General features: G+C 53.4%; 11 protein-coding genes. All 11 read left to right on the top strand.

The window, feature by feature from the left end; genetic code table 11:
• Window positions 1–1,154 precede the first annotated feature (1,154 nt).
• The 11 genes from ompC to WN53_RS02120 all read left to right on the top strand — a co-directional run bounded on the left by ompC (window position 1,155) and on the right by WN53_RS02120 (window position 14,566).
• Window positions 1,155–2,264, top strand: coding sequence for a porin OmpC (gene ompC / locus WN53_RS02170; RefSeq protein ID WP_024485002.1), 1,110 nt, complete (start codon window positions 1,155–1,157; stop codon window positions 2,262–2,264).
• Between the two features lie 939 nt (window positions 2,265–3,203).
• Window positions 3,204–3,872 carry a DsbA family protein gene (locus tag WN53_RS02165; protein WP_024485003.1) on the top strand — a complete coding sequence of 223 codons (669 nt, stop codon included), beginning with the start codon at window positions 3,204–3,206 and terminating at the stop codon, window positions 3,870–3,872.
• On the top strand, window positions 3,872–4,819 hold the full coding sequence (locus WN53_RS02160) for a lysophospholipid acyltransferase family protein (protein ID WP_024485004.1): 948 nt from the start codon (window positions 3,872–3,874) through the stop codon (window positions 4,817–4,819). The genes WN53_RS02165 and WN53_RS02160 overlap by 1 nt, the downstream gene beginning before the upstream one ends.
• 24 nt (window positions 4,820–4,843) lie before the next feature.
• Complete coding sequence (locus WN53_RS02155; protein WP_024485005.1) at window positions 4,844–6,991, top strand: peptidase domain-containing ABC transporter; 2,148 nt, start codon at window positions 4,844–4,846, stop codon at window positions 6,989–6,991.
• On the top strand, window positions 6,991–8,166 hold the full coding sequence (locus tag WN53_RS02150; RefSeq protein WP_024485006.1) for an efflux RND transporter periplasmic adaptor subunit: 1,176 nt from the start codon (window positions 6,991–6,993) through the stop codon (window positions 8,164–8,166). The genes WN53_RS02155 and WN53_RS02150 overlap by 1 nt, the downstream gene beginning before the upstream one ends.
• Window positions 8,159–10,114 carry a MacB family efflux pump subunit gene (locus WN53_RS02145; protein WP_037412330.1) on the top strand — a complete coding sequence of 652 codons (1,956 nt, stop codon included), beginning with the start codon at window positions 8,159–8,161 and terminating at the stop codon, window positions 10,112–10,114. Before WN53_RS02150 ends, WN53_RS02145 begins: the two co-directional genes overlap by 8 nt.
• The gene (locus WN53_RS02140; protein ID WP_024485008.1) at window positions 10,111–11,502 is read left to right on the top strand and encodes an efflux transporter outer membrane subunit; all 1,392 of its coding nucleotides are present in this window, start codon (window positions 10,111–10,113) and stop codon (window positions 11,500–11,502) included. The genes WN53_RS02145 and WN53_RS02140 overlap by 4 nt, the downstream gene beginning before the upstream one ends.
• Window positions 11,503–11,506: 4 nt before the next feature.
• A complete protein-coding gene (locus WN53_RS02135; protein ID WP_024485009.1) occupies window positions 11,507–12,757 on the top strand; it encodes a beta-ketoacyl-[acyl-carrier-protein] synthase family protein in 1,251 nt (416 codons plus the stop codon).
• Window positions 12,758–12,759: 2 nt separating this feature from the next.
• A complete protein-coding gene (locus WN53_RS02130; RefSeq protein ID WP_051346304.1) occupies window positions 12,760–13,563 on the top strand; it encodes a hotdog family protein in 804 nt (267 codons plus the stop codon).
• A gap of 15 nt (window positions 13,564–13,578) precedes the next feature.
• Window positions 13,579–13,827 (top strand): acyl carrier protein, encoded by a 249-nt coding sequence (locus tag WN53_RS02125; RefSeq protein ID WP_024485011.1) that lies wholly within the window; start codon window positions 13,579–13,581, stop codon window positions 13,825–13,827.
• A gap of 4 nt (window positions 13,828–13,831) precedes the next feature.
• Window positions 13,832–14,566 carry an SDR family oxidoreductase gene (locus WN53_RS02120; protein WP_024485012.1) on the top strand — a complete coding sequence of 245 codons (735 nt, stop codon included), beginning with the start codon at window positions 13,832–13,834 and terminating at the stop codon, window positions 14,564–14,566.
• The last annotated feature ends 287 nt before the right edge of the window (window positions 14,567–14,853 follow it).

The raw sequence follows: 14,853 nt of genomic DNA, 5'->3' as shown, positions 1-14,853 counted from the left end.
GGCCAGCTCCGGCCTTTGTTCACGCTGCTGCGGGAACGTAATCTTGCTACTGTGACCGTAGGACACAACCACCTCGGATTTCACGCACTCCCGGCGCTATTCCCCTTGCCCGTTAGCGGGCGTGCGCCATCTCTATTGTTTCCTTCAGTTTCAACCACTCGTAGACTCTTCAAGCTTAGTATGCCGTTTGCTAACGTGAGTAAATTATCTTCAGTTCATGCCGTCGGCCCGGTTTTTGGCTATGGCTAATCCATCAGTGCTAATGATTTCCCGACTCAAATGATGTGTAAAAGACAATGAATACCCGCTGTGTGTGGCTGGATGCCGATGATGGTACGGAGTGAGATGATTCCTGGTTATGATCTCAATCATTTTTCTAGTTATAGCGTTGAATATTTTTTTAAAAACAGACATTTTATTTAGGTTTCGTTTAGGAATCTTCTTTTCTCAATGGGGTGAAAATAATCCTATTGGATAGGGAATATCCCGTGATAGAGCTTGTGGCAATATTATTGCGATTAATTGTCATTTACACCTGTTATGAAATTGTAATCCACAACTATTGTATAGTTATGATTTAGCGCAAAAAACCAACAAATTGTGTGATGATTAGAGGCGTGTCGACGTTAAAGATCTTAATGAAATGATGCTTGTTACTTAATTAATTGATAATAGTGGTTATTTTATAATTTATGGTTGGCTTTAATCAGTGGGTAGGTGTTAATGATTTCTTAGTTAAAGTTGTTTTTAACATTTATTTATCAATTTAATTCAATAAGATAAACAACTGCGTTCGTTTTTACTACATTTTAAATGGGTGAATGTGTCTTTGGTGTTATTATTTGTGATGTATTTCGTTTCGTCTGATCACTAAAATATAACAGATACGATTAAATTGCGGGGTTTATATTTTTAATTGTTAATTTAAATGTTAATTATTTCGAGGTAAATATTATGATGGTGTAATATTCAGACATATTTTGAATTTATTTGAATTTAACTATTGCAATGAGATTTTACTCAATATACTTTCCTCCACCAGAAAGGAACTGGTAAGGAGTTAACTTCGTCATGCTAATTATGGCTCCCGTTTTCATCCGCATTTACCGTATTTCGATAATCACTTTTATATAAACTTTAGATAGAGAGCTATTATGAAAATTCGCGTACTTTCACTGTTGGTTCCGGCTTTGCTGGTTGCAGGCACCGCGGGCGCTGCTGAAATCTACAACAAGGACGGTAACAAGCTGGATCTGTTCGGCAAGATTGACGGCCAGCGCTACTTCTCCAGTAACGACTCGGTTGATGGCGATCAGTCTTATATGCGTCTGGGCCTGCGTGGCGAAACCCAAATCAACGACAGCCTGACCGGCTTCGGCATGTGGGAGTACCAGGTTAACCTGAACCAGGCAGAAAGCGAAGCCAACAACAGCTTTACCCGTGTAGGGTTTGCCGGTTTGAAATTCGCCAATTATGGTTCACTGGATTATGGCCGTAACTACGGCGTGATGTATGACATCGGTGCATGGACCGACGTACTGCCAGAGTTCGGTGGGGACACCTACGGTGCCGATAACTTCCTGTTCCAACGTGGCAACGGTTTGCTGACTTACCGTAACAGCGACTTCTTCGGCATGGTTGAAGGCCTGAATTTTGCTCTGCAATATCAGGGCACCAACGGCAGCGCCTCCGAATCCAACAACTACCGCGATGTATTGGCGCAGAACGGTAACGGCTACGGCATGTCCGTCAGTTACGATTTGGGTTATGGCATCAGCGCAGCCGGTGCGTTCTTCAGTGCCGATCGCACGGCAGACCAGAACGGCCGCAACAACCCGGCAATCCTGGGTAATGGCGATAAGGCTCAGGCCTATAGCACCGGTCTGAAATACGATGCCAATAATGTCTACCTGGCGGCCATGTTTACCCAGTCTTATAACGCTAACCGTTTTGGCAGCCGTAATAGTCAGGCTTATGGCTTTGCCGACAAGGCTCAGAATATTGAGCTGGTGGCACAGTATCAGTTCGACTTTGGCTTGCGTCCGTCCGTGGCCTACGTACAGTCCAATGCCAAAGACATTCAGGGCTTTGGCAGCCAGAACCTGGTGAAGTATGTTGATCTGGGGGCCACCTATGCCTTCAATAAAAACATGTCCACCTATGTGGATCATAAAATCAACCTGCTGGATGAAAACGACTTTACCAGCAAGGCGGGTCTCAACACCGATAACGTGACCTCGGTCGGTATCGTTTACCAGTTCTAAGCTTGTCCGTTTGGCTTAGCCCGGTACATCCGTGTATCGGGCTTCGCTACGTATGATAAAAAGCCCAGTGCCGCACACCTCGTGCTATCAACATTGCAAGTGGTTCCGCTCTCTCCCTCCGATTATCGCCTCGTAATACTGTTTAGATTCTCTTTAATATCTTGCGTTCTTGATGTGGGGCTGCTTTTACGCTCAGGGAATTGTCCTTTATTAATTATTGTTATTTGGTACGGTATATCTAGTAGTGTATTTTCCTATTGTATTTAATCTTATTATTTAGCGAGAAATATCCTGCATTAGCGGTGTTATGATCTGGTTGGAATATGTCAATTGCCATAAAAATTATTATTGATCTGCTTTAAACGTCGGGCTATCCTTGGGTCAGAGCTCTTTTGATAGAGAGAAATAATTAACTTTAACTTAACTCCCTACGCTTTAATAAAGGTATGGTTAATTGTGCCTTTATATCAAGCGTAGGATTACTCTATCACTGATGATAGACGTTACTCGGGCTGTTTTTGTTTCACTTTTATAAAAAGGACGACACTGTGAAAAAAGTTAATACCTTAGATGCAGGTGCAATTGTTGGTGGTAAATGTAAAAGAGTCTGTGCTGTTGAGTATGTGGGTGGCGTTGGTGGTGCTTGCTATCTAGTCAGAACTTGCCTGGATAAGAATGGCCGAATTGTGAGTCAGACTAGCTCATCTGTTGACTCTGCCAACTGCCCGGCTGGCCGGCCGTAAGCTCTTCCTGAGTTTCAGGATATAAGTTTGGGCTGATGCGATAGGATTTTTGCATCGGCCTGTTTGAGAATGGTGCTTATTGATGGACAGGGATGTGATGGCTGTTGGTTCGCCAACGGCGCTACGTGCTAAATAAAAATGGCTATCCCTCCGTTATAAGATCTCATTGGTGTGCCTTTTTTAGGATGTATGGCTTATGTTCAAAAGACCCCTGCTGCTTCTCATTTATACCTTGGCGATCATCGTTATTTCCTCGTTGATCACAACGGCCTATTTCCACTATTTTGTATTGAATCAGGGCATCGAACAGCAAGCTCTGGTTGCCGTCAGCGATGACGAGATCAAGAATAGCCCGATCAAAGAGGGTAATACCATCGTCGAGATATTCTCTTACGGCTGCCACTACTGTGCCATAAACGAAGAGAATATTGCCAAGCTGGAAGCGCGTATGCCAGCAGGTACAAAACTGATCCGTCTGCATCTCAATAATGCGCAGAGCAATGGTCTGGCAAGTTTCGCCCCATTATTTGCCACCCTGACGGTGATGGGCATTGAACCTCAGCACCGTGAAAGTGCCTATAACGCCGTCATCAAACAGCAAAGCGATCTGAGTAAACCCCAAAATCTTGATAGCTGGTTGATGGAGAATGGTATCGATCTCGCGGCTTATCACGCTGCCAGTCAAACTCCGCAGGTCGCAGAGTTGCTGAGCTATATGACCATCGTGTCCGATCACTACAAAATCAACGCGACCCCAACCTTTATCGTCAGCAAGAAGTGGCTGGCCCTGCAGGATCGCGATTTCCCGGAATTTGCCGATCACCTGCTGTCGCTGCTGCAGCATGATAAACCGCTGGAGCAATAATGCGTTTCTTTGCCGTGTGGGTTTACCTGGCATGGAGAGATGCCCTCGCAAAAATCGCGCGGAGTTTTTCGCCATTGCGCAGAGCACAGGACAAGACCGTTTGCTGGTTGCTGCGGCATGGCGATTATCGTTGGTTTCTTGGGCTGGCGGCGCTTAGCCGCTGGCTGCGGTTGAATAACCGGGGGGAGCGCAGGCGTGCTTTTGTGGCCGCAGCCAATAAGCAATGCCTGATTGATGATGGCCGTAAGGTGGATTTTGCCAAGATCAGCCAGCGTCGTCGCTTGCTGGATCTGGCCGCTGCCCATGCCGCTAACGCTCACCTCCTGGCCCAGTTGGAACATTGTCAGGTACAGCTCAACGCAGTCGTCGAGCCCTTGCACCGAGCAGGGCAACCGGTGGTGCTTGCACCTCTGCATATGGTCTCTGACGTGCTGGCTGGCATGGTAGGGGCTGGGGTGTTTCCGGGGCAGGCAACGGTGGTGGTTTCTGCCAGTGCAGAGGTCTATCAGGAAAGAACGCGGCAGCAAGCGGGAATTAACCTGACTTACTGCTCGATCCATGATGATAACCGGGCGATTGCCGGCAATTTGACTAGCGCGATTATGGCGGCGGCCGATCATCAACGCAATATCATGATTTTCCCCGACATCTCACCGGATTACACCGTTAATACCAATGAGGCGAAAACGGCGAAGCTGAGTTGTCGCCTGTTTGATCGCCCGGCCAACCTGCACAGCGGCGTTATTCGTATCGCCAGAGCCTTGTCTGCGCAGGTGGTCTCTTATTACCTCTATTACGACCAGGGAATAAAAATCCACATCTATCCGCCGATACCGGCCTGCAACCTGAAAGCCAAACTGCCGGAGCTGATTGAAACGTCGATCGTCAGGCACCCGGAAGATTGGCTGTTATGGCACTCACATTCGTTATTTTTTATCAATGAATAACCTGGAAATTGAAGAAGTCAGATCATGGAAAAGATAATCCCGGCGCTGGTGTTTCAAGGCGAAACGAATGAATGTGGACTGGCCTGCATCGCCATGATGGCGGAAACGCAGGGCATCAGTGCGCCATTGGAGAGCTTGCGGGAGCGCTATCCCGCCTCGCAGCATGGCACCTCGCTGGCCACACTGTGCGACATTATGGCTGAACTGGCGATGCCCGCCTATCCCGTGGCCTTCGAGCACGGTGAACTGGCGGAAATACCGCTGCCTGCCATTTTACATTATGGGGCGAGCCATTATGTGGTGCTGGCCTACCGTAAAGGTAATCACGTTTGCGTGATGAACCCGGGCATTGGCCAGCAACTGTTGCCGATTGATGCGTTAAAAATGGAAATCAGCGGTTATGCGTTGGTGCTGGACAGTGAAACCCAGCCTGACCCTCAGGCGCTGGCCAATGTTCAGCCCAGTAAACGCTTCAGTGCGTCCGACACCATGAGCCTGAAAGAAACCGCGCGTATCCCCGGTATTTACCGGCTGATGATACTGGCGTTTCTGATCTCTTTAACGCTGTTTATTATGCCGACGATGGTCAGCAGCGCCATCAATCAGGTTTTTTCCAGCGCAGGTGAAACCGACTTCCCTTACTTCTACTTCCTGTTGGCGTTTGTCGTTTCGACCACGCTGGCTTTCGGCGTGCGTTGGATCACCGAGCGCTTTATCAAACGCTTTGTGGTGATCAACAGCGTGGCGGGATTCTCGCGCCTGCTCAGTAATTCGCTGAACTTCTTTGATAAACGCGCACCGGGCGAAGTCTTCAGCCGTTTTTCCAACTGGCAGATGGCGTCGGGGACTAAAATCGAGCTGGATAACGGCCTGCGTACCGACTGGATCATCGGCGCTATCGCACTGGCGGTGATGTGCTACATGAGCCCGCTGCTGGCCATGGTGTCTGGTGTGGGGGTCACTCTGATGGGGTTGGTCAGCGTCTGGGCTATCTATCGTGACCGTTTTTACACCCAGCAGTTGCAGGTCAAGACCGCCGAGCAGAGCGACTTTATCCTGGAGAGTATTCAAGGGTTCTCCACCATCAAGTCCGCCGGATTGGACAGCCAGCGCAAGGGGATGTTTGCCAAGTTTGCTCTGTCGCTGTTTACCTGTCGCCAGCAGCAGAAGATGTACGAGCAGGTCAAAAGCAGCCTCTATCAGTTGATAGGCAGCCTGGAGATGGTGTTCTTTATGTTGCTGGCGCTGCCGTTGCTGAAAAACGGCACTATCACGCTGGGTGAGTTCTTTGCCTACAGTTTTGTGCGTGAAATCTTCACCTCTTATATCACCAAGATTTTCTACTCCGTCCTGCAAAAGAATCAGCTGCACGTGATCGATACCCGCGCCAGGGACTTGTTCCCATCACGGCCTGAACAGGATAGGGCGGAGGATGCGGTACCTGCACCGATCCCTAAATTCACTTCGCAGTTACGTTATAAAAATATCGCTTTTGCCTATGACGCCCAGAAGCCGGTATTGCAGGACCTTTCCCTGTCTCTCAAACCGGGGAAAAGCATTGCCATTGTGGGTGAGTCGGGGGCGGGGAAAAGTACCTTGCTGAAAGTGATGACCGGCCTGATGGCACCGCAACAGGGGCAGGTGATTGTCGATGGGCAGCCGCTCGATTATCAGCAGGTGCACGCGCTTTTCTTCCTGCAAAGCCAGGAGGACATCTTGTTCAATGCCTCGGTGCTGCAAAATATCACCCTGTTTGATGAGGGGTTTGATGAGCGCAAACATCGGCAGATCGAGCGCTCCCTTGCAGGGCTGAATCTGAGCTCGGTGATAGAAAAACTGCCGGGGGGCTTGAATGCCCTGATCCGTGAGAGTCATGCCGGGCTATCGCTGGGGCAGCGCCAACGTCTGCTGCTGGCGCGGGCTATGTACAGCGATCGTCCGGTGCTGGTGCTCGATGAGCCTACGGCCAACCTGGATGAGGAAACTGCGCACCAGGTGATGACCACCTTGCTGACACATTGCCGCGAGCAGCATAAAACGTTGATCACCGTGACGCACAGCGAAAGCGTATTGCCGATGTTTGATCGGGTGTACCGCGTGAGCAACGGCCATGTGGTGAGCGTTGCTACGGAGCTTGAAGCGTCAGCAGCGTTAACCACGGCGGTGAGTTAATGAAGTTGAAAATGTTTGGCATGGATAAACGCAGGCTAGTGCCGATTGCCTTGCTGTGTCAGGTGGTGTTGATAGGCACGATTGCCTGGTTCATCGTTGGGCCTACGCACAATAATACCTATGACATCGAAGAGATCGCCCGTGGCGATATCGAGAAAACCGTGTTGGCCACCGGTATCCTCAAGCCGGCGCTGCAGGTCAGCGTCGGTGCGCAGGTTAACGGACAATTGCAAAAGCTGTATGTGAAGCAGGGCGATCGTGTCACCCGAGGGCAACTGCTGGCGGAAATCGACCCGACCTTGCAACAGAACGCACTGCGTAAATCGGAGGCTGCCCTGCAAAGCGCCGAAGCGCAAAAGCAAGTCACCCAGGCAACGCTCAAGCAGTATCAGCAGGAATTGAAGCGTCAGATAAAGCTGGATCGTGATGGTTCAGGCGTGAAAAGCGATCTGGAGAAGGCGCAGGCGCAGTTCCAAACTCAGCTTGCCCAGTTGAAGGTCAACGATGCGCAGATCGTTCAGGCGCAGATGGAGCAGCAAACCGCGAAAGCCAATCTGGGCTTCACCCGCATCGTAGCGCCGATCGATGGCGAAGTGTTGGGGATCGTCACCAAGGAAGGGCAGACCATCGTATCGTCACAAACCGTGCCGACCATTCTGGTGCTGGCGGATGTGGACACCATGACGGTACACACCCGTATTTCGGAGACTGATATCCTGAAGGTGCGCGTCGGGCAACCGCTGTGGTTCTACGTTGTTGCCGATCCCAAACAGCGTTACGAAAGCGTGATGGGCTCGATCCAGGAAGCCCCGAACGAAGCCTTGCAGGAAGGTAACTCGTCAGGCTCTGCCAATCAGCAAGCTTCGGCGGTGTATTACAGCGGCGTGTTTGCCATTGCCAACAGCAAACGTCTGTTGCGCACCTCGATGACCGCTCAGGTCTTTATTATCACCGAACAGGTGAAAAATGCCCTGCGCGTGCCGGTGGCCGCCTTCGGTGAACAACAGGGTAAAGATCGTTATCAGGTGCAGGTAATGAACGGCAAACAGCTTGAAACACGCTGGATCCGCATCGGCCTGAACGACCGCCAGTTTGCCGAAGTGAAAGAGGGGCTGAAAGAGGGTGACCGCGTAGTATTGGCGCAGCATGCCATCGGGAGTGCTAGCAATGGTTAAGCCATCCGCTCCCTTGATCGCATTGAGCGGGATCTCCCGGCATTTTGTCTCCGGGTTGCAGACCGTGGCGGTGCTGAAAAATATCTCTCTCTCCATTCAGCGTGGCGAAATGGTGGCGATCATTGGCGCTTCCGGCTCGGGAAAATCCACGCTGATGAATATCATCGGCTGCCTGGACAAGCCCACGCAGGGGACGATGCAGATCAAGGGTATCTCTACCCAGCTTGCCAGCAGCGATCAGTTGGCCCAGCTACGCAGCCAGTACATCGGCTTTATTTTCCAGCGTTATCACCTGATGCCCTATCTGAGCGCTGCCGAAAACGTCGCTATTCCCGCCCTGTATACCGCGATGCCTGCGGCAGAACGCCAGACGCGGGCCGAATACCTGCTCACCCGGCTTGGATTGCAGCACCGAATGGATTACAAACCGGCGCAGCTCTCTGGTGGGCAACAGCAGCGTGTCAGTATTGCCCGCGCGTTGATGAACGGGGCGGAGATTATTCTGGCTGATGAGCCAACTGGTGCGCTCGACCGTGCCAGTGGTCAGGAGCTGATGGGGATCCTGCACTCGCTGCACCGGTCGGGGCATACCATCATTATCGTCACCCACGATCGGGACGTGGCCAATCAGGCGCAGCGCATTATCGAAATCAGCGACGGCGAGATCGTGGCCGACCAGCGTAATGAGGCGGTAGCCCTACAGGAAACCAAACCTGCGTTGCCGGTTGCCGCGGCTACCGGGCGCAACCCGTTCTGGCCGAGCGTGCAAGAGGCGGTCAAGATGGCCTGGCGTGCGTTACTGGGGCACCGGGCAAGGGCCTTTTTGTCGATGTTGGGCATCATTATCGGCGTCTCTTCCGTGGTGTCGTCAATGGCGGTGGGTGAGGGCGCACGTCAAAATATACTGAATGAAATTAGCCAGTTGGGCAGCAGTACCCTAGATGTTCGCCCCGGCATGGGGTGGGATAAACCGCGTCCGGATCTCGCCCGCTCGCTGACGGTGGCTGATGTTGAGCTGTTGGAGCACCAGCCTTATGTCGACAGCGTGTCGCCGGTGGTCAGTAAAACCGTGGCCGCGGTGCGCGGTGGCAAAGAGGCGATGGCTTCAATTTCCGGTATCAGCAACGCCTATTTTCGTGTGCAGGGCCTGAATTTCCTTTCCGGTAATGGCTTTACCCGGCGCGATCTGGATGAGCGTGAGCCGGTGGTGATTATCGATCCGCAATTACGCGACACGCTGTTTGAGCCGGATGAAGTGGCTGAGGGTGGGATCGTCCAGCTTGCGGGTACCCCTTACCGAGTGATCGGCGTTGCCGAACGTAAAGGCGGCAAATACAGCGGCATGATGTTGGGCGCCTGGATGCCTTATACCGCGGTGTTGGAGCGTATGTCCGGTGATATGCCGATCGAGTCGATTATGCTGCGTGTGCATGAAGGGACCTCGCTTATCGAAGCACAGGGGCGCGTCGAACGGCTGTTGGAACAGGCGCATGGCCGGCGCGACTTTTTCACCCAGACCAATGACCAGATGACCAAGGCCATCCGTAAAGCCTCGGATTCCATGACGCTGCTGATCACCGCCATTGCAGGGATTTCACTGCTGGTGGGCGGGGTTGGCGTGATGAATATCATGCTGGTGTCGGTCACCGAACGCACCCATGAGATCGGCATACGCCTTTCGGTCGGCGCGCGGCCTGCGGACATCATGCGCCAGTTTCTGATTGAGGCAATGGTGATCTGCTCGCTGGGTGGGTTGATTGGCATTATTGGCTCTGGGCTGGCGGGAGTTATTTTCTCCCTGGTGACGCAGGAATTCACCATGATTTTTACCTGGCCGCCGTTGGTGCTGGCCTGTGGGTTCTCGGCGTTGATCGGCCTGGGGTTTGGTTTTTTCCCAGCGCGCAACGCGGCGCGACTGCATCCAACGGAGGCGCTGGCGCGCGAATGATGAAGAGCAAACTTCCTCTACTACTGTTGCCTCTGCTGCTGAGCGGCTGTGGCGCCTTGACGAAAAGCGACTATCAGCGGCCGATGCTGTCGGTGCCCGCCGAGTGGCGAGTGCAGGAGACCGGTTCTGGCTATCTGCAACACACTGACCACTGGTGGGATAACTTCGAGGATCCGCAGCTCTCCGTGCTGATTGGGCGGGTGCTGACCAGCAACAACGATCTGGCCATTGCCGGGCTGCAACTCCAGCAGGCGAGGCTGGCGGCCGGGCTGAAGAATACCAACCTGACGCCAACCGCCACGGCAAGCGGCGGGGTCAGTAATAGCAAGAACCTGCGTCAGAATACGAACTCCACAGAGTCTTACAACAGTGGGCTGGAGCTAAGCTATGAAGTGGATTTGTGGGGCAAGTTGGCACGAACCAGAGAGCAGGCGCAGTGGCAGGCTGAGGCCAAGGAACAGGATCGGCAAAATACCGCGCTGACGCTGATCGGCAACACGGCGCAGTATTATTGGCAGATCGCCAACCTTAATCAGCAAATCAAGCAACAGCAGGCGGGGCTGGAAATCGGCCAACAGACGCTGGCGATGGTGCAATCCCGTTATGACGCCGGTGCCGCCGGGCAACTCGACCTGCAACAGGCGCAGCAATCGCTGATCAATCGTGAGAACACCTACCGCACGCTGCAACAGCAGCGGGAAGAGAACCGTAATGCGCTGGCGATCCTGTTCAACCGTTCGCCCACCGATCGTCAGGCCGAACGCCGCTCCCTTGATATCACTCAGGAAGTGCCGGTAGCGAGCGCTTTGCCGGTAGAAGTCATTGCTCGTCGGCCTGATGTGCAGGCGGCAGAAAAGAACTTGCGTGCTGCGTTGGCAGGGTCGGATGTGGAGCGTTTGAACTTCTACCCTACGCTTTCGCTGAGTGCTTCACTCAATGCGGGCAGCACGATTTTCCAGCAGTGGTTCAGCAACCCAAGCAGAAGTTTGGGGAGCAGCGTTGCTTTACCCTTCCTGAACTGGAATACCGTGCAACTGACCATCGAAATAGCCGATTTGGACGTCAAGCAGGCGGCGATCGCTTTCCGCAGCCAGGTCTACAATGCGTTGGCCGACGTGGATAACGCCATGTCGCAACGTCTCAGCTATCAACAGCAAAAAATCAATCAGCAACGCAACCTGCGGCTTGGTCAACAGCGTTTGGCGCTGGCCAACAGCCAGTATCAGGCCGGAGCGGTCTCTCTCCAGACTTTGCTGGATGCCGAGGATGCGTTATTGACCATCGAAAGCAATTTGTCAGATCTGCAGTACAACTATCTCAACGCCACCATGAAGCTGTGGTTGGCGTTGGGCGGCGGTGTGGAAAAAGACGGTGATATAACAGGATGAGATCATGAATAGAGAGGCTTTGCCACGTCGCGTGGTGGTTACAGGTTTTGGTGCGGTCACGCCATTAGGGATGAATACCGAGCAAAGCTGGGCGGCGATGATGGATTACCGCTTGGGTTATCGCTATTACGATAAATCTGCCGTGGGGATCCAGTCGCGTTTCTTGGGGGTGATCGACGACGAACCTGACTTGAAAGGGGTGCCTGCGGCGATCCGCCGCCGTTTGCCCCGCTTTGCCCGGTTAGCCTTGGGGGCGGCCCGCGAAGCAATGGAGATGGCCTTCCATGGGGAAAGCCCGGCGGCCTATTACGATCTGCTGGACTGCGGCACTATCATCGGCAGCGGTTGGGCGGGCCAAGATGAAATACAAAACAATCATGAGGACTTTTTACGTGCAGGATTGGGTTCACCCTTTGGGTGTTTCCTGTCCATGCCGAATGTCGCGACGGCCGCCTGTAGCCTGTTTTGGGGGCTGCGTGGCTATCAGAATAGCCCGATTGCGGCCTGCGCCACCGGGACGATCGCCATTGGCGATGCGTTTGAGGTGATCCGCAGTGGTCGTGCCTCGATGATGCTGGCCGGGGCAGGGGAGTCGTTAAGCAGCGACACTGCCGTCTGGAATATCGATGTGCTGCGTGCTTTGACGAGTGAGCAGGACGACATCAGCAAGGCCTGCTGCCCGTTCAGCCTCGATCGTAACGGCTTTGTGCTATCCGAAGGTGCTGCCGTGTTGTGCCTGGAAGAGCGCGAAGCCGCACTGGCGCGTGGGGCAACCATCTTGGGGGAAATCAAGGGCTACGGCAATTACTCTGATGCCTTCGACTTTACCGCTCCCGCAGAAGACAAGCTTGCCCGGGTGAAAACCATCCAGCACGCCTTGCGGCAGGCCGGTGTGGCGGCGGAGGAGATTGACTATATCAATGCGCACGGCACCTCTACGCCACTCAACGATCTGAATGAAACCCAGGCGATCAAACTGGCCTTCGGCGAGGCGGCCTACAGCACGCCGCTTTCCAGCACCAAGTCTTACTCCGGGCATCTGATTGCGGCGGCAGGCAGTTTTGAATCCATCATCTGCCTGCAAGCGTTGCAGCATCAGCTGATCCCAGCCACCTGTCACCTGAAAAATGCTGACCCGGAGTGCGATCTGGATTACGTCAGCGAAGGGCACCGTCCGGCCCGGTTACAGAACATCTTGAATCTGAGTTTCGGCTTCGGCGGCGCTAACGCGGCGTTGGTTATCGGGCAGGCATAAGTATGATCTTCAACTACACCCTGCGCGATGCCGAGGAGTGGGCCGCCTTTTCCGGCGACTACAACCCGATCCACTTTGATCTGGAGCACGTGCGCAAAATGGGGGCCGATCAACTGAGCGTCCATGGGATGCGTGCGATGCTGGATGTGAAACGTCATTTGAGTGCGGTGTTGCTTGCGACTCCGCTGGAGCATGACTTTTATGTTTTCAGCACCCGCATGCGCCGACCGGTGCTGTGCCAGACGCCGTATCACTTGCAGATAGCGGGCAACGGCAAGCAGATCAGCGGTGAGTTGCGGGATTGTGCCACGCAGGAAAGCTGCTTCAGCAGCAAGCTGGCTCCGGCCAGGTCACTAGACTTGGTGGCTTGCGATCACGAACATGCGCTGACCGTTAACGAGGTGATGGCACTCTGCCAGCCCTTCCCAGGGCAGGCATCGGAGGCCGCTCAGGCGTGGAGTTTCTTTGACGCCCTGCTGTTCCAACTGCTGGTGAAATCCCCGGAAACCGTGGCGATGCTGGCGACGACGTTGCCGGAACTGCAGGCCACCACGCTGATTGAGGTGTTTGCCCAGAGCCCGGTGGTACAGACGCATCATGAAACCCACTTCAGTGCCCGATTATTCACCCCCGAAGCGCTTTTTGCACCCGAAGATCGGCTGTATTACCGCATTCAGCCGATGCTGGTGATCGGGAATGTAAGCAGCGGATTGGTGTTACGCACGGTGATCGAGGCCAGAACGCAGCAGCATCCGCTGCTCGCGACTTCCGTCACCTTAAAAACATGGCCAGTGGCCGATCATTAACATAGGGATATAACAATGGAAAACTACCAACAGGTTTACGACACCGTCACGGAAATGATTTGTGATGCCAAAGATCTCGAGATGGCCGATCTGGCGCCAGAGATGCCCCTGCACCAGTTGAAGCTGGACAGTCTGGACTATGTGGAGCTGATGGTATTGGCCAAACGTGAGTTTGGGGCCACGCTCACCGCCGAAATGTTCATCAATCAGCCGACTATGACGCTGGGTGAACTCTGTCAAAACCTGGCCGATGCGCAAAAGTAATCTCATGACTAAACAATGGGTGTTGGTGACCGGTGGGAGCCGGGGGATTGGCCGCGCATTGGTGGAAGAATTGGCCAAGCAGTGGAACGTGGTGTTCACCTGCCGTAGCGGCCAGTCGGCCAGCGCGGCGGTGATTGAAGCCTGCGCGGGTTTGCCGGGCTGGGTGGAAAGCTGCATCTGTGACGGCAGTGACGAGCTGGCGGTAGACGTTGCAGCTCCGCCGTTGCTGGCACGCCTAGGTGCGCCTTTTGCGGTGATCCATAACGCCGGGATCACGCAGGATGATTTGCATATCCAGCAAACCGGTGAGCGCTGGCGGCAGGTGATCGATACCAACCTCAACGCCATCTTCTACTGGAACCGGCACCTGCTGCCCGCCATGATGGCGCAGGGGGAAGGGGCGATGGTGCTGATGTCCTCAGTGACGGGTATCAAGGGCAACACCGGGCAAACGGCCTACGGGGCCAGTAAGGCGGCGATGATCGGCCTGGGGAAATCTCTGGCGCTGGAAGTGGCGCGCTTTGGTATCCGGGTGAACAGCTTGCTGCCCGGGATTATCGAAAGCGAGATGACACAGGCCATTCCGCCGGAGGCGCTGAAAGCGCTGCGCAAGCAAATTCCTCTGCGTCGTCTGGGCAAAGCCAGCGAGGTAGCACGTACCACCGCGTTTCTCATCGGTGATGACAGCCGTTACATGACGGGGCAAATTTTGGTGCTAGACGGTGGTTTGACCGTCTGATCGCGTTAATACCTCCTGTATCAAGTCGGGGCACTGTCTATCGGTGCCCCTTTTTTATTGCCGTACGTTCCTGCGAATTTATTTTTATCCGTTTGATTGCCAACCCGCTCTATATGCGTATTTTCCGATATGATCACCTTTTTATATAGGTGGTGGTTATGTTTTCCACTTATTTTATGTGCTTTTATTTTGGGATGATTCTCTGACCGATCCGTTGTAGGACGCCTCTCCGTTTAATGTCCTATTGATTGTCGGGGGTGGGTATTATTCCATTTTCCATCAAGGTG

The organism is Serratia fonticola (assembly GCF_001006005.1).
GTDB lineage: Bacteria > Pseudomonadota > Gammaproteobacteria > Enterobacterales > Enterobacteriaceae > Chania > Chania fonticola.
The sequence above is the reverse complement of the archived record's forward strand: the minus strand, read 5'-3'. Positions and strand labels throughout refer to the sequence as shown.

Bases quoted from the DNA above. Each gene is read 5' to 3' on its own strand.
- WN53_RS02155 (WP_024485005.1), top strand. From the start codon at position 4,844: ATGGAAAAGATAATCCCGGCGCTGGTGTTTCAAGGCGAAACGAATGAA.
- WN53_RS02160 (WP_024485004.1), top strand. From the start codon at position 3,872: ATGCGTTTCTTTGCCGTGTGGGTTTACCTGGCATGGAGAGATGCCCTC.
- ompC (WP_024485002.1), top strand. From the start codon at position 1,155: ATGAAAATTCGCGTACTTTCACTGTTGGTTCCGGCTTTGCTGGTTGCA.
- WN53_RS02150 (WP_024485006.1), top strand. From the start codon at position 6,991: ATGAAGTTGAAAATGTTTGGCATGGATAAACGCAGGCTAGTGCCGATT.
- WN53_RS02145 (WP_037412330.1), top strand. From the start codon at position 8,159: ATGGTTAAGCCATCCGCTCCCTTGATCGCATTGAGCGGGATCTCCCGG.
- WN53_RS02165 (WP_024485003.1), top strand. From the start codon at position 3,204: ATGTTCAAAAGACCCCTGCTGCTTCTCATTTATACCTTGGCGATCATC.
- WN53_RS02130 (WP_051346304.1), top strand. From the start codon at position 12,760: ATGATCTTCAACTACACCCTGCGCGATGCCGAGGAGTGGGCCGCCTTT.
- WN53_RS02125 (WP_024485011.1), top strand. From the start codon at position 13,579: ATGGAAAACTACCAACAGGTTTACGACACCGTCACGGAAATGATTTGT.
- WN53_RS02140 (WP_024485008.1), top strand. From the start codon at position 10,111: ATGATGAAGAGCAAACTTCCTCTACTACTGTTGCCTCTGCTGCTGAGC.
- WN53_RS02135 (WP_024485009.1), top strand. From the start codon at position 11,507: ATGAATAGAGAGGCTTTGCCACGTCGCGTGGTGGTTACAGGTTTTGGT.
- WN53_RS02120 (WP_024485012.1), top strand. From the start codon at position 13,832: ATGACTAAACAATGGGTGTTGGTGACCGGTGGGAGCCGGGGGATTGGC.